The following is a 23,419-nucleotide window of genomic DNA, read 5'->3' on the forward strand; positions in this document are numbered from 1 at the left end:
CCCACCGGAGGGTGGCAGTGGGGACTTTTGTGGCGGGGGAGCTTCGTCCCGCGAGGTTGGGAAGCGGCCCGGATGACCAACACCCCTTTTACCCAGAAAGAGCACGGTCGCAGATTTTGCGACTGCTGCGCAGCCGAGCGGGAGCAAGCTCCCTCGCCACAATAATTGGCTATTCGGCGACCTGACCAACTTTCAAAGAGGGTGCATTCAATGTCCCATGAATTCGATTACATCATTGTGGGTGCCGGCTCTGCCGGGAACACCCTGGCGACCCGCCTGACTGAAGACGAAGGCGTCACCGTCCTGCTGCTTGAAGCCGGCGGCCCGGACTACCGTATGGACTTCCGCACGCAGATGCCGGCCGCACTGGCGTTCCCGCTGCAAGGCCGTCGCTACAACTGGGCGTACGAAACCGATCCGGAGCCGCACATGGACGGTCGTCGCATGGAGTGCGGTCGCGGCAAGGGTCTCGGCGGTTCCTCGCTGATCAACGGCATGTGCTACATCCGTGGCAACGCGATGGACTACGACGGCTGGGCGAAACTGCCAGGCCTGGAAGACTGGACCTACCTCGACTGCCTGCCGTATTTCCGCAAGGCAGAAACCCGCGACATCGGCCCGAACGACTACCACGGTGGCGACGGCCCGGTCAGCGTCACCACGCCGAAAGCGGGCAACAACCCGCTGTTCCACGCCATGGTCGAAGCCGGCGTTCAAGCCGGTTACCCGCGCACCGAAGACTTGAACGGTTACCAGCAGGAAGGCTTCGGCCCGATGGACCGCACCGTGACGCCGAAAGGCCGTCGTGCTTCCACCGCCCGTGGCTACCTGGACGTCGCCAAGAAGCGTTCGACCCTGACCATCGTCACTCACGCCCTGGCCGACAAGGTGCTGTTCGAAGGCAAGCGCGCCATCGGTGTGCGTTACCTGGTCGGCGCTGCCGAAGAGCGCGTTGAAGCCCGTGCCCGCAAGGAAGTCATTGTCTGCTCCGGCGCGATCGCGTCGCCGCAACTGTTGCAGCGCTCCGGCGTGGGCCCGGCGAAACTGCTGGAAAGCCTCGACATCCCGGTCGTTCACGATCTGCCGGGCGTCGGCGAAAACCTGCAGGACCACCTTGAGCTGTATCTGCAATTCGCCTGCACCCAACCAGTCTCGCTGTACCCCTCGCTGCTCTGGTACAACCAGCCGGCCATCGGTGCCGAGTGGCTGTTCAACGGCACCGGCATCGGCGCCAGCAACCAGTTCGAAGCCGGCGGTTTCATCCGCACCCGTCCGGAATTCGAATGGCCGAACATCCAGTACCACTTCCTGCCGGTGGCGATCAACTACAACGGCAGCAACGGCGTACAGGAACACGGTTTCCAGGCGCACATGGGCTCCATGCGTTCGCCGAGCCGCGGTCGCATCCAGTTGAAATCCAAGGATCCGCGTCAGCACCCGAGCATCCTGTTCAACTACATGGCCACCGAGCAGGACTGGCAGGAATTCCGCGACGGCATCCGCCTGACCCGTGAAATCATGCAACAGCCTGCGCTGGACGCCTTCCGTGGCCGTGAAATCAGCCCGGGTATCGAAGTGCAAACCGATGAGCAACTGGACAAGTTCATCCGCGAACACGCCGAAACCGCGTTCCACCCATCCTGCTCGTGCAAGATGGGCACCGACGAAATGGCGGTCGTGGACGGCCAGGGCCGCGTGCATGGCATGCAGGGTCTGCGTGTGGTCGACGCCTCGATCATGCCGATCATCACCACCGGCAACCTGAACGCACCGACGATCATGATGGCCGAGAAAATCGCCGACAAGATCCGTGGCCGTCAGCCGTTGCCACGCAGCAAGGCGCCGTACTACGTCGCCGGCGATGCGCCGGTGAAAGGCAAGGCGCTGCGTGAAGTGAACACGGCTGCCCAGTAATTCAGCTACACCGCATCAAGGCTGATCGCTGGCAAGCCAGCTCCCACAGGATTTTGCGCCGTTCACAAATATTGTGTTCAACAGAAAACCTGTGGGAGCCTGGCTTGCCAGCGATGAGGCCCTGTCATTCAGCACAAATCTCCCCGCTACACAGTAAATCCTCCTACCCCCCTCTTCACTTGATCCTACCCCCACGCAGGCCTACTCTAGTCCTCGCGCAACCGTTTCACCCCTCCCCGCCGAATCCGCTTCGCCGTTACTCCCATGACAAGGAGGTTCCCTGATGTTCGATTTCCACCCCCGGCTCAAGCAGCGCTTCGCTGCCTTGCGCACGGGCGCCGAGTTTTTTTCCCTGCGGTATGTACGCGAATCCGGCCAGTACCTGTCAGTGCGCAAGAACGTCGCCGAACCACCGAGCCTGAGCCGCGATGAAGGCGCGATGCTCACCGTCCGGGTCAACGGCGTCGAAGCCTACGCAGCGACCAATGATCTGTCGCAACAAGGCCTGCAAGCCGCCCTCGAACGCGCCGAGCAGCACGCCCGGCGAATCAAGCCCCACGCCCTGCTCGACCTGAGCCACCAGCCGGTTTCCGGCGACCGCGCCGATTACTTTTCACCCAATCTGCAACAACCCATTGCCTCCCTGAGCGAATGCTTCGAGCTGCTCGGCGCGGAATCCGCCTCGGTGCCCAAGGATGAGCGCCTGGTGAATTGGGAAGTGAGCCTCGGCATCACCCACGTCGAACAGATCTACCTCAGCAGCGCCGGGGCCGAATTGCGCCAGGCCCAGCGCTTCGTCTATCCCGGCCTGGACGTCACCGCCTACGACGGCAGCGACAGCCAGACCCGCAGCCTCGGCCGCGAGAACTTCGGCCAGCAAGGCGGCGCCGATGTGATCAGCCGCTGCGGCCTGATCGGCGCCGGTCCGCAAGTCGCCGATCAGGCGCTGCAACTGCTGCTCGCGCCGAACACCCCGCAAGGCCCGCGCGACCTGCTGCTGATGCCCGACCAGATGATGCTGCAGATTCACGAATCCATCGGCCACCCGCTGGAACTCGACCGGATCCTCGGCGACGAACGTAATTACGCTGGCACCAGTTTCGTCAAAGCCTCGGATTTCGGCAGCCTGCAATACGGCTCGAAACTGCTCAACGTGACCTTCGATCCGGACATCCCCGAAGAACTGGCCAGTTACGGCCACGATGACGACGGCTCCAAGGCCAGCAAGCAGTTCCTGATTCGCGAGGGCCTGCTGGTACGGCCCTTGGGCGGAGCGCTGTCACAGTTCCGCACCGGTCTCGACGGCGTCGCCAACAGCCGCGCCTGCGGCTGGAACCGACCGCCGATCGACCGTATGGCCAACCTCAACATCGAGCCGGGCGACCAGTCGCTGGAACAGCTGATCGGCGGTATCGAGCACGGCATTCTGATGAGCACCAACCGTTCGTGGTCGATCGACGACGCACGCAACAAATTCCAGTTCGGCTGCGAATGGGGCCAGCTGATCGAAAACGGTGAACTCAAGGGTGTGGTGAAAAATCCGAATTACCGGGGCATTTCCGCGCACTTCTGGAAGAGCCTGCGCGCGGTCGGCAACGCCGGCACCACCCGGGTGCTGGGCACACCGAACTGCGGCAAGGGCGAACCGAACCAGGTGATCCGCGTCGGCCACGCTTCACCGGCCTGCGTGTTCAGCAATGTAGATGTGTTTGGGGGAGACGCCTGATGAGTATTTCCAAAAGCCAGGTCGAGACCTTCAAGGTGCTGGTCAACTGGCTGCGCGATGCCGTGCGCGAGCCGGAACAGTTCACCCTGAGTTACGACGCCGAATCGTCGGCCTTCGTACGCTTCAACCACGCCAAAGTGCGTCAGGCCGGACAAGTCCAGCAGGCGACCATCGGCCTGAAACTGATCGACGACGGCCGCCATGCCGACCTGCACATCACCCTCTCCGGGGAGCAGTCCACCGACCTGCAACGCTTGGCCGAGGGCTTGCAACAACTGCGCGAAACCCTGCCGCTGCTGCCACAGGATCCCTACCTGCTGCTCAACCACGACGGCTGGCAGAGCCAGAATGTGCAGGAATATCCGCTGCCGGACACCGAGCAGGTGGTCGCTGAAATCGCCCAGGCAGCCGAAGGCCTGGATCTGGTCGGCTTCTATGCCGCAGGTCCCATCAGCCGCGGCTTCGCCAGTTCTTCCGGGGCGTTCGGCTGGCATCAGGCCAACAGCTTCAACTTCGACTTCAGCCTGTTTCACGAAAACGGCGAAGCGGTGAAAGCCAGCTATGCGGGGCACGCGTGGAGCAGCGAAAGTTTCGCCGCACGTTTCCGACAGGCCCGCGAGCAGCTCGCATTTCTCGCACGACCGTTGCGCACCCTGCCACCCGGCCATTACCGCGCCTATCTGGCACCGGCGGCGCTGGAAGAAATCATGGGCATGTTGTGCTGGGGCGGTTTCTCGGCGCAGTCGATTGCCAGCAAGAGCAGTCCGCTGCAAAAGCTGTATGCCGGCGATCAGGCGTTCAGCCCGCTGGTGACCCTCGACGAGAAAGTCAGCGGCTCGCTGAGCCCGGCGTTTTCCGGCGAAGGTTATCCGCGCAGCGATCTGCGGTTGATCATCGAAGGCAAAGCGGGCGATCAGTTGGTGGGTTCACGCAGCGCCGCCGAATATGGGCTGACGGCCAACGGCGCCAGCGGCGGAGAATCACCCAGCGCCTTGAACATGGGGGCGGGCGATCTGCCGCAAGCCGAGATTCTCAAGCAACTGGGCACCGGGCTATACATCAGCAATCTGTGGTACCTGAACTTCTCCGATCAACCGGCAGCGCGCCTGACCGGCATGACCCGGTTTGCCACGTTCTGGGTAGAAAACGGCGAGATCCAGGCGCCGGTCAGCACCATGCGTTTCGACGACAGCGCCTACAGCCTGCTGGGTTCGCAGCTGGAAGCATTGACCGCCGAGCGGGAATTGCTGCTGTCGCCGAGCACCTACAGCCAGCGCAGCACTTCTTCGGCGCTGCTGCCGGGGGCGCTGGTGAGCCGACTGACCCTGACCCTGTAAAAGCAGCACGCAACAACTGTGGCGAGGGAGCAAGTTCCCTCGCCACAGAGTTTAAGGTTCAGTCATGCATTCGGATTAACAAGCCACCAGAGGTTCCATGCCCAACCGCCCACCGCTCGACGCCATCACCGCCCGCTGGTTGCCGTGGGTCGTCGCCATCGCGTTCTTCATGCAATCCCTCGACGGGACCATCCTCAACACCGCGCTGCCAGCCATGGCCAGGGATCTGGCCGAAGACCCGCTGCGGATGCAGGGCGTGGTCATTGCCTACATGCTCACCGTAGCGTTGCTGATTCCGGCCTCGGGCTGGATCGCCGACCGCTTCGGCACCAAGAAGATCTTCTTCGGTGCGATCCTGCTGTTCAGCATCGGCTCGCTGCTCTGCGCCCTGTCGAGCAGCCTGACCATGCTGGTCGGCGCCCGGGTGATCCAGGGCCTCGGCGGTGCACTGATGCTGCCGGTCGGGCGATTGGTGGTGCTGCGCGCTTACCCGCGCTCGGAGCTGGTGCGGATCATGGGCTTCATCACCATTCCCGGCCTGCTCGGCCCGCTGATCGGCCCGACCATGGGCGGCTGGATGGTGCAGTACCTGACGTGGCACTGGATCTTCCTGATCAACCTCCCCGTCGGCGTCATCGGTTGCTACGCGGTGTGGAAATTCATACCGGATCTGCGCGGCACCGAGCGCACGCGCTTCGATAGCCTGGGTTTTTTGCTGTTCGGCGCGGCGATGATTCTGATCACCATCGCCATGGAAGGCCTCGGCGAATTGCATCTGCCGCACCTGCGGGTGATGTTGCTGCTGTTCGGCGGCATGGCGTGTCTGGCGGCGTACTGGCTGCGCGCCGGACGTGTGGAGAATCCGCTGTTCGCGCCTTCACTGTTCAAGACACGGACGTTCGCGGTAGGGATCATCGGCAACCTGTTTGCCCGCCTGGGCAGCGGTGCCTTGCCGTTTCTGGTGCCATTGCTGCTGCAGGTAGCGCTGGGTTACTCACCGTCACAGGCCGGGATGAGCATGCTGCCGCTGGCCGCTGCCGCGATGTTTGCCAAGTGGATGGCGCGACCGCTGATCGAACGTCTCGGCTATCGAATCGTGCTCACCGGCAACACGCTGGCTTTGGGGATCATGCTGGCGAGCATGGGCCTGGTCAGTGAGCAGACGCCCTATTGGCTGCTGCTGTGTTTGCTGGCGATTCTCGGCGCGATCAACTCGCTGCAATTCACCGCGATGAACACCGTAACCCTGATCGACCTCGACGACGCCAGCGCCAGCAGCGGCAACAGCCTGTTGTCGGTGGTCGCGCAGTTGTCGCTGAGTCTCGGGGTGGCCTGCGCCGGCGCCCTGCTCGGCGGCTTCACGTCGCAGATCGGCAACGATGGCGTTGAAACCGTGCTGGGCGCGTTCCAGCTGACGTTTGTGACCGTGGGGGTCATGGCGATGCTGGCGGCGACTATCTTTTCGCAACTCTCGAAAGAGGACGGGCGACGCGCGAAACGGCCGGAAGAACACATCGAACATTGATCTGTGGGGAGCGGCTTCTGTGGCGAGGGAGCTTGCTCCCGCTGGACTGCGCAGCAGTCCCCTGCTTTTTCAGTAGAAAAGCGAGGGCCGCTTCGCGCCCCGACGGGAGCAAGCTCTCTCGCCACGGGCAAGTCCTGTCACCTGGGTTTTCGTCGCTGTTCGTCCAGAACTTTCGAGGAAAGTGGCACAGGGCTGCTACACTGCGCGACATTTTGTTTTGCAGGCCAGTCCCGTGACCACCATCGCCACCGCTTTTAATACTTTGCCGCTGTCCGCCGCCATGCTGGCTAACCTCGAATCCCTCGGTTACGCCCAGATGACGCCGATCCAGGCGCAGAGCTTGCCGGTGATCCTCAAGGGGATGGACCTGATCGCCCAGGCCAAGACCGGCAGCGGCAAGACCGCTGCGTTCGGCATCGGCCTGCTGAACCCGATCAATCCGCGCTACTTCGGTTGCCAGGCACTGGTCATTTGCCCGACCCGCGAGCTCGCCGACCAGGTCGCCAAGGAAATCCGCCGTCTGGCCCGCGCCGAAGACAACATCAAGGTCCTGACCCTGTGCGGCGGCGTACCGTTCGGCCCGCAGATCGGTTCGCTGGAGCACGGCGCGCACGTCATCGTCGGCACTCCGGGGCGTATCCAGCAGCACCTGCGCAAGGGTTCGCTGGCGCTCGACGGCCTGAACACGCTGGTCCTCGACGAAGCCGACCGCATGCTCGACATGGGTTTTTACGATGCCATCGAAGACATCATCCAGCAGACTCCGGAACGTCGTCAGACCCTGTTGTTCTCGGCCACCTACCCGGTGGGCATCAAGCAATTGGCGTCGAAGTTCATGCGTGATCCGCAAACGGTGAAGGCCGAAGCGTTTCACGACGACACCCAGATCGAGCAGCGCTTCTACGAGATTTCTCCGGAGGAGCGCATGAGCGCGGTCACCAAAGTCCTTTATCACTTCCGCCCGGCGTCCTGCGTCGCGTTCTGCTTCACCAAGCAGCAAGTGCAGGAAACCGTCGATCACCTGACCGCCAAGGGCATTTCCGCCGTCGGCCTGCACGGCGATCTGGAACAGCGTGACCGCGACCAGGTACTGGCGATGTTCGCCAATCGCAGCACGTCGGTGCTGGTAGCTACCGACGTCGCGGCCCGTGGCCTGGACATCGATTCGCTGGACATGGTGATCAACGTCGAGCTGGCCCGGGATTCGGAAATCCACATTCACCGCGTCGGCCGTACCGGTCGGGCCGGGGAGAAAGGCATCGCGGTCAGCCTCGTTGCGCCGTCGGAAGCGCATCGCGCGCAAGCCATCGAACAACTGCAGAAAACCCCGCTGAACTGGGATCAGGTGGACAACCTGAAATCCCAGGGCGGTGCCCCGCTGCAGCCACCGATGAGCACGCTGTGCATCGCTGGCGGGCGCAAGGACAAGGTACGTCCGGGCGACATTCTGGGTGCACTGACCGGTGAAGCCGGCATTCCGGGCGCGAAGGTCGGCAAGATCGCGATCTTCGACTTCCAGTCCTATGTGGCCGTCGAGCGCACCGTGGTCATGCAGGCGCTGCAGCGTTTGAACAACGGCAAAATCAAGGGCCGTTCGCTGCGGGTTCGGGCTTTGTAAACGATCTACCACCCAAAGTAGATCCTTGTGGGAGCGGGCTTGCCCGCGATTGCAATCTGTCAGTTGATATCTTTGTGACTGACACACCGCTATCGCGAGCAAGCTCGCTCCCACATTGGTTTCCGGTGAATTTGAATTTTGTGTGAGGACACCGTTTTGCGCTCTACCGAAGTCGTGATCATTGGCGCCGGCGCCGCAGGGTTGATGTGTGCACTGACCGCCGCCGGGCGCGGGCGTCAGGTGCTGCTGCTCGACCATGCGAACAAGGCCGGCAAGAAAATCCTGATGTCCGGCGGCGGGCGCTGCAACTTCACCAATCTGTACACCGAACCGGGCAATTTTCTTTCGCAGAATCCACACTTCTGCAAGTCCGCGCTGGCCCGCTACACCCAGTGGGATTTCATCGGCATGGTCGCCAAGCATGGCGTGCCGTATCACGAGAAAAAACTCGGTCAGCTGTTCTGCGATAACAAGTCCAGCGACATCCTCGGCATGCTGCTGGACGAGTGCGATCAGGTCGGCGTCAATCTGCATCTGGACACCTCGATCCAGACGATCGAGAAAGTCGAAGGCGGTTATCTGCTCGACACCACCCTCGGCCAGATCCAGTGCCAGTCGCTGGTCATCGCCACTGGTGGCCTGTCGATCCCGACGCTGGGTGCGACCGGTTTCGGCTATCAAGTCGCCAAGCAATTCGGTCATGACTTGCTGCCGACCCGCGCCGGGCTGGTGCCGTTCACCATCACCGATCAGCTCAAGGCGCTATGCACCGAGTTGTCCGGCACCTCGGTGGATTGTCTGGTGAGCTGCAACGACCAGAGCTTTCGCGAGAACATTCTGTTCACCCACCGTGGCCTCAGCGGCCCGGCGATTCTGCAGATTTCCTCGTTCTGGGAGCCCGGCGACACCGTCGAGATCAACCTGCTGCCCGACCACGACGCCGCGAGCTGGCTGCAACAGCAGACTGCCGAACGTCCTAACAGCGAACTGAAAACCCTGCTCGGGGAAATCTTCACCAAGAAGATGGCCAACCTGCTGGCGGACAACTGGTTCGATTCCAAACCGATGAAGCAATACACCCACGCCGAACTGGCGGACATCGCCGAGAAGCTCGGCAGCTGGAAGGTCGTCCCGGCCGGCACCGAAGGCTACCGCACGGCCGAAGTCACCCTCGGTGGCGTCGACACCCGCGAAGTCTCGTCCAAGACCATGGAATCGCTGAAAAGCCCGGGCCTGTACTTTGTCGGCGAAGTGCTGGATGTCACCGGGCACCTGGGCGGTTTCAACTTCCAGTGGGCCTGGGCATCGGGTTACGCGGCGGCGCAATACGTCTGACTTGAAGGTCGTGCGGAACACTTTTTGCTGTCGGATGTGATCGGCGCCATTGCGTCGGCGTCATTACTGGCTCAATTTAGCGGCATCGCCTCGGAAGGCCTTCGCACTTCATGTCCTCGACCTCGTTTCGTCAGTCTTTGCGGCGCCTGTGGGCGCTGGATAAATTCAGCTACAGCGTGCGGGTGTTCATCGCCCTGACCGGCAGCATGGCGCTGTGTTGGTATCAGGATGAAATGGGGCTGCTGATCCCGTTGTTCCTCGGGATCATCGCCAGCGCCCTGGCCGAGACCGACGACAGCTGGCAGGGCCGCCTCAATGCACTGGCGGTGACGCTGGTGTGTTTCAGCGTCGCGGCATTGTCGGTGGAACTGCTCTTCCCCTACCCCATCGTTTTTGTCATCGCCCTGGCGCTGGCCAGTTTCGGCCTGACCATGCTCGGTGCGCTCGGCGAGCGTTATGGCGCGATTGCCTCGGCGACCCTGATTCTCTCCGTCTACACCATGATCGGCGTCGACCAGCGCGGCGGCGCGGTCACGGATTTCTGGCACGAACCGATGCTGCTGGTGGCCGGCGCCGCGTGGTACGGCTTGCTGTCGGTGCTGTGGCAGGCGATGTTTTCCAACCAGCCGGTGCAGCAGAGCCTGGCGCGGCTGTTCCGTGAACTGGGTTATTACCTGAAATTGAAAGCCTCGCTGTTCGAGCCGATCCGTCAGCTGGATGTCGAAGCGCGGCGCCTGGAACTCGCCCAGCAGAACGGCCGTGTTGTCGCAGCCCTGAACAGTGCCAAGGAAATCATTCTCCATCGGGTCGGCAATGGGCGTCCCGGCTCGAAGGTCAGTCGCTACCTGAAGCTGTACTTCCTCGCTCAGGACATCCACGAACGCGCCAGCTCTTCGCACTACCCATACAACGCGCTGGCCGAAGCGTTTTTTCACAGCGACGTACTGTTCCGCTGCCAGCGTCTGTTGCGTCAGCAAGGCAAGGCCTGCCGGGCGCTGGCCGAATCGATCCAAATGCGCCAGCCGTTCGTCTACGACGCCAGTTTTGCCGAAGCCCTGAACGACCTGCACGCCTCCCTCGAACACCTGCGCATCCAGAGCAACCCGGCCTGGCGCGGCCTGTTGCGTTCGCTGCGCGCGCTGGCGGCCAACCTCGGCACCCTCGACCGCTTGCTCAGCGACGCGAGCAACCCCGATGCCCTGGCCGACGCCACCGACAGCAGCCTGCTCGACCGCTCGCCGCGCAACTTCAAGGATGTGCTGACTCGCCTGCGCACCCAACTGACGCCGACGTCATTGCTGTTCCGCCACGCCCTGCGCCTGCCGCTGGCGTTGAGCATCGGCTATGGCATGGTGCATCTGATTCACCCGTCGCAGGGCTACTGGATCATCCTCACCACACTGTTCGTCTGCCAGCCGAATTACGGCGCCACCCGGCGCAAGCTCGGCCAGCGGATTCTCGGCACCGCCATCGGTCTGACCATCGCCTGGGCGCTGTTCGATCTGTTCCCCAGCCCACTGGTGCAGTCGTGTTTCGCCATCGCCGCCGGTGTGGTGTTCTTTACCAACCGCACGACCCGCTACACCGTAGCCACCGCGGCAATCACGATCATGGTGCTGTTCTGCTTCAACCAGGTCGGCGACGGCTACGGGCTGTTTGTGCCACGGCTGTTCGATACCCTGCTCGGCAGTCTGATCGCGGGGCTGACCGTATTTCTGTTCCTGCCGGACTGGCAGGGTCGGCGCCTGAACAAGGTGCTGGCCAACACCCTGACCTGCAACAGCATCTACCTGCGCCAGATCATGCAGCAATACGCCGCCGGCAAGAGCGACGACCTCGCCTATCGCCTCGCCCGGCGCAACGCGCACAACGCCGACGCCGCGTTGTCGACCACGCTGGCAAACATGCTGATGGAGCCGGGGCATTTTCGCAAAGAAGCCGATGTCGGCTTCCGCTTCCTGGTGCTGTCGCACACTTTGCTCAGCTACCTGTCGGGCCTTGGCGCGCACCGGGAAACCCAGTTGCCGGCGGAGGTGCGTGAGCATCTGATCGATGGCGCGGGGGTGAAACTGGCCAGCAGCATCGACGAAATCGCCCAGGGCCTGGCGAGCAAAACGCCGATCGCGATCCAGAGCGATGAGGAAGAGGCGCTGGCCAATGAGCTTGAGCAAATGGCGGACGAGACAGACGAAGGTCAGCGACTGGTGCAGACGCAACTGGCGTTGATCTGCCGCCAGCTAGGTCCGTTGCGGACGCTGGCGGCGCACCTGATCAAGGAGGTTTAAAGCGGTCGCTCGAAGCTCTCCTCTACATGCCGTGCTGCCTCAGCAACCTGTCATAGCTGCCATCAGCCTTCATCGCCGCAATGGCCTTGTCGAACCCGGCCACGATTTTTTCGTGCTCCGGGTTTTTCAGGCTGACCAGAATGTGCAGGCTGTTTTCACTCAATGGTTTGGGCAGAAACTCCACGGCGTTGCGTACCTTGGGTGACTCCCGGGCCAGGTAATAACGGGCGACGTATTCGTCTTCCAGGGTCAGCTTGACCCGGTCCGCCGCCAGCATGCGAACGGCCATGGCGAAGTTATGCACAGGCACTTTCTGCAACGCCGAGTCGGCATCGAACGGCGCCGAATAGGCGTAGCCGCGCACGACCGCAATCGGGTAGGTGTGCAGCTCCTGCAAATTGTTGTATTCGATGGGCGTGTCTTTGCGCTTGAGAAAACGCACGCGGTTGAGCAGGTACTCGTCGGAAAACTGCCCCAGTTTCGTGCGCTCGTCGTTGTACCAGGCGTTGACCAGCACGTCGTAACGCCCCTCGCCAATGCCGAGCATGGCCCGCGCCCATGGCACCTGTTCATAGTCACTCGCATAGCCGGCCCGGGCCAGGGCCGTACTGACGATGTCCGTGGCCAACCCGCCGTTGACCAGCGTGACATCGGTAAAGGGCGGCCAGATGTCGAACACCAGACGCAATTTTTCCGCTGCAGCGCTTTGACCCAGCAACAGCAATCCGATCAAAGCCAACGCTCGATGCAATCGCGGCATGCTTGAAAATCCTTAGCGGGCGGGCCGCCCGGCGTGTTTTCAGTCAAAACCCCAAGATCCCCCCAACGGTGAGTCCCAGGACCTAACATTAGCTCATTGAAGCCGTTGCACAGCGCTTCCCAGCAGATTACACAAAGATGTCGACGCCGCCAGAAGGGAATGATGGCATTTTGGCCTTTGTCACAGATTTCTCAGCCATACAGACATATTTCGACGTGGCGCTTAGTATCGGGCGACGACGTTCAAGGAATCGGAAGATGACAATCGAGTGGGTCTGCAAACATCACAGCGATCTGGGGCTGGAACAGCTGTACGCCCTTTTGAAATTGCGCTCGGAAGTATTCGTGGTCGAACAGCGCTGCGCCTACCTGGACCCCGATGGACAGGATCTGGACGGTGACACCTGCCATTTGATGGGCTGGGACGGCGATCAACTGGTGGCGTATCTGCGTTTGCTGGATCCTGAATCCCAGGGCGGTGACGTAGTGATCGGCCGCGTGCTGACGGCTCCGGCAGGACGGGGCAAAGGGCTGGGCCACGAAATGATGGAACAGGCGCTGAAACAGGCCGAGAAGCGCTGGCCGGAAGTGCCGATCTATCTGTCGGCCCAGGCGCATTTGCAGGGGTATTACGGGCGGTACGGGTTCGTCGTCGCGGGTGAGGAATATCTGGAGGATGACATTCCGCATATTGGTATGCGGCGGTCTTGATGTTGCCCTTTCGCGGGCGCGCCCGCGAAAGGGCAACATCAGTCAGGGATACTCAAGCACCGCTTTTATCTGCCGCAAATTGCGCTCGATCCATCCCCGATCAATCGCCCCCCACTCACGAATCCGGTAGCACCCCGCATGATTGCGCGCGCCCGCTTCCTGCTCGAACTCGCAGACGATATCCAGATCCGCCAGCGCCGCAATCGTGTCCTGCGCCGTGCGCCGGGGCATGCCGGTGACGTCGGTCAGCGCCGGCACGCTGCTGGCCAGGCCGCTGTCGATCAGATACGCCACGTACAAGCGCCGATAGAAACTGCTCTTGGTCTTGCTCACGTCCATGCCTGCGCTCCGTTTCTTGATTTTTTATTGCATGTCCCGCCACGTCAGGTACACCCGCAGATCGAACTCGATCTGGTGATAGCCCGGCAGCATGTGCTCACATAATTTATAGAACGCCTTGTTGTGGTCCGACTCCTTGAAGTGCGCCAGTTCGTGCACGACGATCATCTTCAGGAACTCCGGCGCGGCCTCCTTGAACAACGAGGCAATGCGAATTTCTTTCTTTGCCTTGAGTTTGCCGCCCTGCACCCGCGACACCGTAGTGTGCAGGCCGAGTGCGCGATGGGTCAGGTCGAGGCGGTTGTCGAACAAGACCTTGTCGATGGCCGGTGCGTTGCGCAGGAATTCCTGTTTGAGATCCAGCGCATAGCCATACAACGCCTTGTCGCTCTGCACGTCATGGCGACCTGGATAGCGTTGATTCAGGTAATCGCCGAGACGGTCTTCGGCAATCAATCGGCGCACCTGATCCTGCAAAGGCGCGGGATAGGCCTGGAGGTATTTCAACGCAGTCATGGGCGGCACGGGTCATGAAAAGGCCGCCAGTGTAGCGAATTCAACCGGCCAGCGCGCTCCAGTCGAAAGGCTCGGCAAACCGTGTGGTGTCCTCGGCGACCAACGGCCGCGCCACCAGGAACCCCTGCACATATTCACAACCGTGAGCTTGCAGCCATTGGTACTGCTCGACGGTTTCCACGCCCTCGGCAATCACCAGCAAGCCGTATTCCTTGCCCAGCGCGATAACACTGCGCACCAGCGAAGCGTCCCGGGTCGAGTCGGGTAATCGGGCGATCAAGTGACGATCGAGCTTGAGCGTGTCCAGATCCAGATCCCGCAAATGCGACAGCGAGCACGAGCCGGAACCGAAATCGTCCAGCGCCACCCGCACACCGAGATTGCGCAGCAGCTTCAGCTGTTTGCGGGTATCGTCCGGGTTGACCGTCAAGGCCTCTTCCGTGACTTCCACTTCCATCTGCTGCGGCTGCAAGCCATGACGTTCCAGCACCTGGCGCAATTCGGTCACCAGATTCGGCAGGCCGAACTGGGTGTTGCTCAGGCTCACGCCGATCACCAGATCCTGGTCGAACTCCGCCTCCCAGGCCTTACGCTGCCCGGCGCTGCGATGATAGATCCAGCTGCCGAGCCGGCTGATCAACGTGGCCTCTTCCAGCAACGGCAGGAACAGCCCCGGCGGGACATCGCCGACACTCGGATGCTGCCAGCGCAGCAACGCTTCGAAACCGCGAATCCTGCCGTCGCCAATCGCCACCTGCGGCTGATACACCAGATTGAAATCGCGGTTCTCGATGGCGGTGCGCACGCTTTCTTCCAGCATCAGCCGTGAACGGGCGCGGCCGTTCATCTCATGATCGTAGAAGCGATACTGCTGACGCCCGGCCCGCTTGGCCTCGTACATGGCGATGTCCGAGGCGCGCATCAAGCCATCAAGGTTATTACCGCAATCCGGGTACGTGGCGATGCCGATACTGGCACCCAGCGCGATATCCAGCCCTTCAATCTGCTGACAGATCGACACCCGTTCGATGAGTTTCTCGGCGATCTTCGCCGCCTGCTCGGGAAACTCCAGGTCCAGCAACGCGGTGAACTCATCGCCGCCCATCCGCGCCAGAATGTCGAATGGCCGCAGGCAGGCTTTCAGTTGTTCGGAGACCCAGCGCAATACCCGATCGCCGGCGTCATGGCCGAGGGAATCGTTGACCCGTTTGAAGCCGTCGAGATCGAGGTACATCAGCACCCAACTGCTGTCGGTGCGCTCACCACGCAACAGCAGGTTTTCCACTGTCTGGTAGAAACCCCGGCGGTTGAGCAACCCCGTCAGCGGATCGGTGACGGCCTGAAACTCAAGCTGTTGATGCAGATGACGCACCACCGACATGTCCAGCACCGTCACCACCATCGCGTGCTGCTCGCTCGGCAACGCGGCGCAGGACAGCGCCACCGGCACCTGTTGGCCCGGTACGGTTCGCAGCAGTGCGTCGTGTAAACGCAGTGTTTCGCCACGTTTGTAACTGGCGTAAAACTCGGAATCGGCCCACAGCGGAATATGCGGTTTCTGCAGGAAATCGAGAAACTCCTGCCCTTCCAGCTCCTTCACCGGCGCATTCAACAAACGGGAAATCGCCGGGTTGGCGAAGCGGATCAGTCCATCCTCGGCCAACACCAGAATGCCTTCGGCGGCGTTATCCAGCACCGACGCATTGAAGGCCCGCGCCGATTCCAGATCCTGACTCAAACGCTGCAACGCCCGGCGATTGCGCTGATGCTCCAGCAACGCCTGGACTTTCGGTTTGAGGATTTGCGGGTCGAAGGGCTTGAACAGATAATCCACCGCGCCACTGGCATAGCCCTTGATCACGGCGTCCTGGGACTGCTCGTTGGCGGTGAGAAAAATGATGGGCGTAAGCCGTGTTCGCTGGCTGCCGCGCATCAGGCGCGCGACTTCGAAACCGTCCATGCCCGGCATCTGTACATCCAGCAGCACCAGGTCGATGTCGTGTTCGAGCAAAAGGTTGAGCGCTTCGAAACCGGAAGCGGCGGTCATGACCTGCCAGTCCTGACGCTGCAGCAAGGCGCGCATGCTGATCAGGTTTTCAGGGTAATCATCAACGATCAAAAGGACGGAGCTGCCTTCACCTGGCTGGGTTTGCGCGCATTCCATGCTGCTTCTCTTGTCGGGACATCCTAACGGGACGCGGCCGGTTTCTCGTGAAAACCGTACTCTTGCTGAGCCTTCACTCTAGTCCGGGATATGCAAAAGCAGTAGCTGTCATCAGGCCATCATGTAATCAAACTCATGAGTAGCCGACTAACGGTCACCCCTGCAGCCCGCGGAAACCGGGAAACATGGCATTTCGACAGGATGTTGGCGCCAATCATCCGCCAGACGGCCGTTAACAAAAAATCCCTCTACGCTTATAAAGGCCGCCCTCAAGAGGCGCGGGCCAGAGCGTCTGGCACGCGCGTGCAGCAGAAAACCAGTGGAAGAACCGACATGATCGACCTCGCAACCTGGAACCTCAGTGTTCCCGTTGGCAGCCCGCCGCAAACCGTCGAAACCTCCCGGCTGGTGAACGGCTTCAAGGATCAGTACTTCCATTCCGACACCGGCACCCTGTTCTTCTGGTCCCCGGTGACCGGCTCGAAAACCGAAAACGCCATCTACCCGCGCACCGAACTGCGAGAAACCTTCAGCAACGGCACGTTGCGCAACTGGTACTACCCGGACGCCGACAACCTGCTGCGCGCAACCCTCGCGGTCAACAAGGTGCCCAGCTCCGGCAAGATCGTCATCGGTCAGATCCACGCCTATGAAAGCCAGAAGCCGCTGGTGAAACTGGAGTATCAATACAAGAGCAAACTGGAGTCCGGCAACCTGGTGATCAAGGTGCGGATGCACCCGGATGATGACGAAGGCCGGGTGATTACCCTGGCGACCGGGATCAAACTGGATCGCGAATTCAACTACCTGATTCACCTGAGCCCCGGTGGTGCGCTGGGCATCAGCGCGGCCGGGTATCAGTGGGACTCGCAAATCAGCGCGACATGGCGAAACAGGCCGCTGTACTTCAAGGCCGGCGTGTATGTGCAGGACAACACCGGGTACACCAGCGAGGGTGGGCAGGTAACGTTCAGCAAGCTGGATATCGATCACGATAAATAGTCCTACCGGACTACCCCTGTGGCGAGGGAGCTTGTCGGGTCGCCGCATCGTCCCGCAGGGCTGCGCAGCAGACCTCGCTTTTTCAGGGCCGCTTCGCGCCCTGGCGGGACGATGCGGCGACCCGACAAGCTCCCTCGCCACAGGCTATTTATGCCAGTCATACCCCTTTAAACGTCGCTGTTTAAAGGCTGCAACTGTTACTTCCCGAAGCCTACAACGGCTTGCGTCGCGGCCTACCGTTACGCCAGAATCCGCCGGCTTGTGCGCCTGGAGGGCCGTCGGTAACTTGATTCGGGTCACTGATTCGCAGTGATCGGGTTTAGTAGCCCGAGGGTTCGCGAGGCGTATTTGCACTCCAGAAAGTGAGATATCTCGATATCTGCGCTTGATGGTAGCTGTACGCAGGGCGCTTTCGGGCGCGCCGGTTCGCGTCTCCCCGGTCTACTAACCTGCGTTCAGCTGCCACCCCATCGTTTAGTAGCGATCCGGTGTCGGCTCCATTTCCCGGAGACGAAACATGATTCAATCGACGCCTCATCCGCCGGTCACAGACCCGGCCTCCCCCTACGATTCCCTCGACCCCAAAAAACTCAACGAAGCCGCCGAACGCGCCCTCGACCACTACCTCTGCCCCGGCGCCCGCATCATGGCCACCGTCAACGAACCCGCCCCCATGTTCCTCGCCAACCCCGCCTACAACACCGAATCCCTGCTGGCCAACGCCAGCGAAACCCTCGGCTCCGCCAGCGAAATGCTCAACAACTTCGCCGCGATACTGCCGGCATCCCACCGCAAGACCGCGCTGGGTATCGCGCAAGTGGTGATGCTGGGGGAATTGGCGGTGAGCCAGGCGCTGGATCATGTGGAGCCGAACTGAGAGCTGCACAGCACTCCTAAACCCATTCCTAACCCGAATGACACCTAGCTGACTTTAACGCTGTTTGGGCTTCAATGCGGATTTACACTTGGCATACAACGCGCTCGGCGCTTAGTACCGGGCGCTTTTTTTATTCAATTGAAAAGTATTTGGACAACCATCGTTTTAGGTTACCGAACTTCCTACGACCTCACAAAACAGAATAAAAAATAAAAATTTTAGCTCAACAACATCTATAAAACTGTCAGCTTTGACAGTAGCGCTACCTTCACCGGCTGCCAATAATTTAAATCATCTTGATAAAGGAGTTCCTCCGATGGCTACGCCAACCCTTCGCCCGCTTTCGATCGGCCAAGCACCAAAATTAGCTGCCCCAAACTTTCGCCCACCACCATTTTTCACTCAAAAACCATTCGCCGATATCTTCAACAACCAGCCTATAAATATACTCATCCCACGTCATTCAAGCTGGTTACCCAGCGACATAATAAACATCTATCAAGATCGGCTACCTGTGACAGGAAACCCGAGTTCAGCGCCAATCGCAACAATTCCCGTGGCGATCGACCCGACCACTGGAGGAGTAGCAACAGAAACAACTTATACAATTAACCACTTAGACGCGAAAAAAATGCTTGATAGTGTCTTTGAATTAAACTGCGAGAGCGGTTCAAAAAATGCCCCTCACGTATATCACTTGGCACTTCAGTTCGGCGTCACCTTCATTACGAAATAAAGGCGCACAACATATACTTATTTTTCCGCCCATCGAATACTAAGTGTCCGCAACCGTTCCTATTCAGCCCGGAGTCTCCACCAATTCAAATTGCGAGGAAAATGTATTTGTAGCAATCATGAAAAAATAAACAAAGGAGAACGATCTAATAAAATATCTAACGAACTGCAATCTCTGACAGTCGCATAACATCAAAACACACACACAGAAAATCAAGTTTCAGTAAACAAACCGGAGTTATAAACATGGCAACTATTTATGCACCGAACTCAACCGTAATCAATCAAGGTCCAGTTATTTTTCCGTCCGCACCGCCGCCTCCAACACCTGTACAGCCTACTCAGGGGGTTGCATTGGTTCCGCTGGGATGGTGGTTATTTTTCGGTCCAAAAGGACAAATCGCGCGCAAGGCAACCCTTAGAGCTGTCGATATGCAGGGGGGGACAATAGAAGTTATGGAAGAAGCCACGGGGACCGTGACAAAAGTTGATGTAAAGACGAACAGAATCTACATAAATGCACCTTACTCTGTAATTAACAACTATGAAATCAACAACTACAACACGTACACCCCATACGTAAACGCACCAGGATCATATATCAATGTATGGGGCAGAAAACTGGATACAACCTTGCCCATTATCGCCATCACAAATCAAACAAACTAAATACTGGACTAGCCATCATGCAAACTATCGATTCTCTAGGCTTCAATCTGGCCCTCGAAGTGGGTGACACAATTACATTTCAAACAGCCACGAACATATACGAAGATGTAAAACTAGTAGGACTTGATAGAAAAGCTGGAGCTTTTATCGTGCAGGGGACATCAACAGGAAACAGGCCACGTGCTTTTTCAGTGAAAGAATGTACTTTCCTTTTGCCTGCTGATTTCACCTCGCCATCGTCTCTTAGGCCGGTGGACGTTCTGGTTCTGGGTTAGCCAGAAAAATTCCAAACTGGAAAAATATAGCCCCATGGCCTTGTAATTATCTAAATTATGAACATGGGGCTGAGTTGAGGATCTTATGGCATTCACCTTTGGAGCTTCAAGAACCCTTGTTTCACCGGAGCCCGGCGACATTTTTGAAATATGTACCTCACGCGGTACTTTTACAGCAATAGATATCTGGGCCGACCCCACAACTAAGGAGGTTCACGTTCAGACAACCGACAATAAAACATACAATCTTTCCATTTACGAGGTGAACAGCATTATACATATAGAATCTTACGACCCCATTTTTTATACACCGATTCAACTCGAAGACGGAACGACTTCGAGTTATATATCTACGTCCGGCCCCTCAACCATTGACATCTATAACTTCCACCCAGAGCCAGGAGGCGTGATTTCCTACGCCGGCGTAGTGCCTATATACCGATCAGTATTTTTCAATAACAATATCAAAAAATACAACCCTGATCGCCCAAGAATATGGCTACAAAAACGACAGTAAATTCTCATGCACAGCTTACTTCTGATTTATAGAATTTAAGAAGTAAATTTTATAAACCCTATCTCACATACAGATAGGCTGACAAAAAAAATGGAGTTTCCTCATGCCAATTTACAGAGTAGCCCCAGCACCCGATCTTTTTGTTTCGGACACTGATATACCAGCAGAACCAAAAATCGGGTTTGAACCAACCAACAAGAGCAACATAGCTTATATATCCTTCAGCAAATCCTATGATCAATATCAACACCTTGGCGGTTTCAATGTAAAAATTCCAAAAACACTATCGCCGCAACTTGGGGATAAAGTAGAGATTTTTATTGATAACACAACCACAAATAATGCCACAAACAGCAAGACATATTCATACACAGTAACTAGCCTCAACCCAAGCAGACCATTAGTCGCAATGGTCGGCGTGCCTGACCAGAAGGCTTTGGGAGTAGGTAAACTTGAGATTTACGGAAATTTGATATCCGCTAACGGAAACATAATAGACGTATTTACATCAGCCTATATCGAGCAAGTTCTACCATAAGCCAATTAACCTCAATTAAATCAACAATTTAAAAGGAGACAACAACATGGGACAGATCTCAACCCAGATTTCGCCATATTCATTAATCCCAACACCTTCAACAGCAGCCTACACGATGGCATCCATAAATACTTCAGTTCCGCCGAATATACTTGTAGGCCTTGCGCCTTCCGCTTTGTTTTTCTCAGATAGCACATTTTCTCCATTTGCGTATTTGCATAGCAACACCCGAGCAGACGACATCATCAACTTTTACCTGGATCCACTTGCAGGGCCTCCTTCGAACAATCCAATTTATAGCGATAAACTTACCACCACATTACTAAGCAACCTGAAGGCAGGCATTTACATGTTAGAAACGGTTACAATCGTACGACCGCAACCGGGAGACTATGAGTTTTACTATACTCAGACAGGAAAAACCGGGGTAACAACCGTAAGCTCCTGGAGCAAAATATATAGAATCATTTAATCCTATTTATTGACAATGATATGAAACAACTGGAGAAGTTTTATGAAACCCATAAAAAATCCGCCTCTCGGCGGATTTTTATTCCATCAGCTCAACACCCAGTCTCAATTGACCTTGGCGTTCAACTCACCCTTCTAATACCGCTGATACATGCTTTCCAGCGAGATCGGCCTGATCTTCGAAGCGTTGCCAGCGGTACCGAAGGCTTCGTAACGGGCGATACATACCTCGCATAGCCTTCACGGTTTCGCCGAAGAATTTACGCGGGTCGAATTCGCTCGGGTTGGTGGCCATCAGACGACGCATGACGCCGGTGGATGCCAGGCGCAGGTCGGTGTCGATGTTGACCTTGCGCACGCCGTGCTTGATGCCTTCGACGATTTCTTCAACCGGTACGCCGTAGGTTTCTTTGATGTCCAACGTACTGGTTGATGATCGCCAGCCACTCTTGCGGAACCGTGCATCACCAGGTGGGTATTCGGAATACGTTTGTGGATTTCCTTGATGCGGTCGTTACCACACGTCTGCATTAGGCCCTCAAAACAGTAGCGCTGCCAAAATGTTGTGCTAACGTAACATTCAACTATTGATGTTCCGGTAACAACACATGGATTATATTTTGTTGATCGCTCGCCTTGGCGACCAGTTGCGCGAAAAACGCATCGGCCGAGGCCTGACCCAAGCTCAGCTAGCCGACCTCGCCGGGCTGACACGATACAAGGTCATCGCCGTAGAAAAAGGCACCCTTTCTGTCGGCATGATCGCCTATGCGCGCGTCCTTGGTGCATTGGATTGCGAACTCGCCGTCGTCCCAGCCGCCATGCCAACCCTTGAAGAACTCGGGGATTTATTCTGATGAAGATGACCTCTCTCAAAATCAGTACACCTGAGGGGCATAGCGGCAGGCTTTTCACCGATGATGAGGACTTCACGTTCCGTTATCACGACGATGCATCGCCAGATGTGGCTATCAGCCTGTCGATGCCAGTGCGGCATGACGAGTTTCGCCGGCGAGAACTGCACCCTATTTTTCAGATGAACCTGCCGGAAGGCTACGTGCTGGAGCAACTGCGCAATCGTCTGGCCAAGACGGTGAATGTCGATCCCATGCTTCTATTGGCGCTTTCCGGTAGCACTTCGCCCATCGGCAGGGTTCAAGTGCGCTCTGAAACGGTTGATGCCTTGCTGGAAGAGCAACAATTTCCAGGAGAAAAACTTGAGGAGATTCTGACGTGGGACGGCACGGAGGATATCTTTGCCGGCCTTATGGATCGCTACATCCTGCGGGCGGGTATCTCAGGTGTTCAGCCAAAATTGCTGGTTCCGGAACGACAAGAAACCACGTTACCCCGCGTGACCTCGAAAACCTCGGATTTGATTATTAAAAGTGGCCGAGACGAGTTTCCCGGTCTGGCAATCAACGAGTTTCTTTGCATGTCCATGGCGAAAGAAGCGGGTATTCCCGTTCCGCCGTTTTACCTTTCCAATAATGCCAAGCTGTTCGTCATGCGCCGCTTTGACCGTGATGATCAGCTCAACCCGATCGGTTTTGAAGACATGGCGGTGTTGATGGGGTTGTCGGCCAGCCAGAAGTACAGCAAAAGCTATGCGGCAATCGCCAAAGCCATCCGCGTGTACTGCCCGGCCAAGCATGTACGCGCATCACTTGATCAACTTTTCGATAGCGTTGCCTTGAGCTGCATTGTCGGGAATGGCGACGCTCATTTGAAAAACTATGGATTGCTTTACTCCGAACCGACTCAGCGCGATGCGCGTCTGGCGCCGGCTTACGACATCGTCAACACCACGGCTTATATTCCGGAGGATGTTCTGGCTCTGGATCTGGCGGGCAACAAGTCGATGTTTGCCTCCCGACAGGGTTTGCTGGAGTTTGCCCACACCTGTGAGATCGAGGAGCCGAGGGCGCGCATTCAGCGATTGCTGGCCTCGGTTGAAGCGGTGCTTGCGCGCTATCCACAGTATCGGGAACAGGCGCCTCATGTGGTCAATGCCATTGAGCAAGCAGCAGCGCCGTTTACGCTGACTTTCGGGTGACGCGCACAAAACCATCACCTAAAAGAAACCCGCCTCACGGCGGGTTTCTT

General features: G+C 58.2%; 20 protein-coding genes and 1 pseudogene. 16 read left to right on the forward strand and 5 right to left on the reverse strand.

Annotated features, from left to right (window positions below):
- Positions 1 to 210 precede the first annotated feature (210 nt).
- The 7 genes from betA to yccS all read left to right on the forward strand — a co-directional run bounded on the left by betA (position 211) and on the right by yccS (position 11,740).
- A complete protein-coding gene (gene betA / locus ACK6BI_RS25915) occupies positions 211 to 1,914 on the forward strand; it encodes a choline dehydrogenase (RefSeq protein ID WP_409319336.1) in 1,704 nt (567 codons plus the stop codon).
- A 283-nt stretch (positions 1,915 to 2,197) separates the two neighbouring features.
- Positions 2,198 to 3,640, forward strand: coding sequence for a TldD/PmbA family protein (locus tag ACK6BI_RS25920; protein ID WP_409319337.1), 1,443 nt, complete (start codon positions 2,198 to 2,200; stop codon positions 3,638 to 3,640).
- Positions 3,640 to 4,977: a TldD/PmbA family protein gene (locus ACK6BI_RS25925; RefSeq protein WP_409319338.1), complete on the forward strand. Its 1,338-nt coding sequence runs from the start codon at positions 3,640 to 3,642 to the stop codon at positions 4,975 to 4,977. The genes ACK6BI_RS25920 and ACK6BI_RS25925 overlap by 1 nt, the downstream gene beginning before the upstream one ends.
- Positions 4,978 to 5,074: 97 nt before the next feature.
- Positions 5,075 to 6,502, forward strand: coding sequence for a multidrug transporter subunit MdtD (gene mdtD, locus ACK6BI_RS25930; RefSeq protein WP_409319339.1), 1,428 nt, complete (start codon positions 5,075 to 5,077; stop codon positions 6,500 to 6,502).
- A gap of 280 nt (positions 6,503 to 6,782) precedes the next feature.
- Positions 6,783 to 8,120 carry an ATP-dependent RNA helicase DbpA gene (gene dbpA / locus ACK6BI_RS25935; RefSeq protein WP_260523587.1) on the forward strand — a complete coding sequence of 446 codons (1,338 nt, stop codon included), beginning with the start codon at positions 6,783 to 6,785 and terminating at the stop codon, positions 8,118 to 8,120.
- Between the two features lie 156 nt (positions 8,121 to 8,276).
- Positions 8,277 to 9,455, forward strand: coding sequence for an NAD(P)/FAD-dependent oxidoreductase (locus ACK6BI_RS25940; RefSeq protein WP_409319340.1), 1,179 nt, complete (start codon positions 8,277 to 8,279; stop codon positions 9,453 to 9,455).
- 110 nt (positions 9,456 to 9,565) lie between these two features.
- Positions 9,566 to 11,740 (forward strand): YccS family putative transporter, encoded by a 2,175-nt coding sequence (yccS, locus tag ACK6BI_RS25945; RefSeq protein ID WP_409319341.1) that lies wholly within the window; start codon positions 9,566 to 9,568, stop codon positions 11,738 to 11,740.
- Between the two features lie 22 nt (positions 11,741 to 11,762).
- On the opposite strand, the gene ACK6BI_RS25950 is transcribed toward yccS, so the two are convergent.
- Positions 11,763 to 12,500 (reverse strand): substrate-binding periplasmic protein, encoded by a 738-nt coding sequence (locus ACK6BI_RS25950; protein WP_409319342.1) that lies wholly within the window; start codon positions 12,498 to 12,500, stop codon positions 11,763 to 11,765.
- Between the two features lie 257 nt (positions 12,501 to 12,757).
- On the opposite strand from ACK6BI_RS25950, the gene ACK6BI_RS25955 reads away from it, so the two are divergent.
- Complete coding sequence (locus ACK6BI_RS25955; RefSeq protein WP_065261000.1) at positions 12,758 to 13,210, forward strand: GNAT family N-acetyltransferase; 453 nt, start codon at positions 12,758 to 12,760, stop codon at positions 13,208 to 13,210.
- 42 nt (positions 13,211 to 13,252) lie between these two features.
- Here the strand turns inward: ACK6BI_RS25955 and ACK6BI_RS25960 are convergent, their stop codons facing one another.
- From ACK6BI_RS25960 to ACK6BI_RS25970, 3 genes are read right to left on the reverse strand one after another with little or no spacing between them, the layout of a single operon-like run.
- Entirely contained in the window at positions 13,253 to 13,549 is a 297-nt protein-coding gene (locus tag ACK6BI_RS25960) for a helix-turn-helix domain-containing protein (protein ID WP_409319343.1), read from the reverse strand.
- A 24-nt stretch (positions 13,550 to 13,573) separates the two neighbouring features.
- Positions 13,574 to 14,065: a M48 family metallopeptidase gene (locus tag ACK6BI_RS25965; protein WP_260521325.1), complete on the reverse strand. Its 492-nt coding sequence runs from the start codon at positions 14,063 to 14,065 to the stop codon at positions 13,574 to 13,576.
- Between the two features lie 40 nt (positions 14,066 to 14,105).
- On the reverse strand, positions 14,106 to 16,229 hold the full coding sequence (locus tag ACK6BI_RS25970; RefSeq protein WP_409319344.1) for a putative bifunctional diguanylate cyclase/phosphodiesterase: 2,124 nt from the start codon (positions 16,227 to 16,229) through the stop codon (positions 14,106 to 14,108).
- Positions 16,230 to 16,562: 333 nt separating this feature from the next.
- Here ACK6BI_RS25970 and ACK6BI_RS25975 point away from each other — a divergent pair, with 333 nt between their 5' ends.
- From ACK6BI_RS25975 to ACK6BI_RS26000, 6 genes are all read left to right on the forward strand, one after another.
- Positions 16,563 to 17,231, forward strand: a complete 669-nt coding sequence (locus ACK6BI_RS25975; RefSeq protein WP_409319345.1) for a polysaccharide lyase family 7 protein — start codon at positions 16,563 to 16,565, stop codon at positions 17,229 to 17,231.
- A gap of 517 nt (positions 17,232 to 17,748) precedes the next feature.
- Complete coding sequence (locus tag ACK6BI_RS25980) at positions 17,749 to 18,108, forward strand: DUF6124 family protein (RefSeq protein WP_409319346.1); 360 nt, start codon at positions 17,749 to 17,751, stop codon at positions 18,106 to 18,108.
- 316 nt (positions 18,109 to 18,424) lie between these two features.
- Complete coding sequence (locus tag ACK6BI_RS25985; RefSeq protein ID WP_409319347.1) at positions 18,425 to 18,844, forward strand: hypothetical protein; 420 nt, start codon at positions 18,425 to 18,427, stop codon at positions 18,842 to 18,844.
- Positions 18,845 to 19,089: 245 nt separating this feature from the next.
- Positions 19,090 to 19,512, forward strand: a complete 423-nt coding sequence (locus ACK6BI_RS25990; RefSeq protein ID WP_409319348.1) for a hypothetical protein — start codon at positions 19,090 to 19,092, stop codon at positions 19,510 to 19,512.
- A 17-nt stretch (positions 19,513 to 19,529) separates the two neighbouring features.
- On the forward strand, positions 19,530 to 19,787 hold the full coding sequence (locus ACK6BI_RS25995) for a hypothetical protein (protein WP_409319350.1): 258 nt from the start codon (positions 19,530 to 19,532) through the stop codon (positions 19,785 to 19,787).
- A 620-nt stretch (positions 19,788 to 20,407) separates the two neighbouring features.
- Positions 20,408 to 20,842 carry a hypothetical protein gene (locus tag ACK6BI_RS26000; RefSeq protein WP_409319351.1) on the forward strand — a complete coding sequence of 145 codons (435 nt, stop codon included), beginning with the start codon at positions 20,408 to 20,410 and terminating at the stop codon, positions 20,840 to 20,842.
- 606 nt (positions 20,843 to 21,448) lie between these two features.
- Here ACK6BI_RS26000 and ACK6BI_RS26005 read toward each other — a convergent pair.
- Positions 21,449 to 21,838 (reverse strand): annotated as a pseudogene (locus ACK6BI_RS26005) (class II fructose-bisphosphate aldolase); the annotation flags it as partial.
- Positions 21,839 to 21,921: 83 nt separating this feature from the next.
- Here ACK6BI_RS26005 and ACK6BI_RS26010 point away from each other — a divergent pair.
- Both ACK6BI_RS26010 and ACK6BI_RS26015 read left to right on the forward strand, forming a co-directional pair.
- Positions 21,922 to 22,170, forward strand: coding sequence for a helix-turn-helix domain-containing protein (locus tag ACK6BI_RS26010; RefSeq protein WP_409319352.1), 249 nt, complete (start codon positions 21,922 to 21,924; stop codon positions 22,168 to 22,170).
- Entirely contained in the window at positions 22,170 to 23,369 is a 1,200-nt protein-coding gene (locus ACK6BI_RS26015) for a type II toxin-antitoxin system HipA family toxin (RefSeq protein WP_409319353.1), read from the forward strand. Before ACK6BI_RS26010 ends, ACK6BI_RS26015 begins: the two co-directional genes overlap by 1 nt.
- Positions 23,370 to 23,419 lie beyond the last annotated feature (50 nt).

Source organism: Pseudomonas sp. KCJK9016 (assembly GCF_046231795.1).
GTDB classification, from domain to species: domain Bacteria; phylum Pseudomonadota; class Gammaproteobacteria; order Pseudomonadales; family Pseudomonadaceae; genus Aquipseudomonas; species Aquipseudomonas bananamidigenes.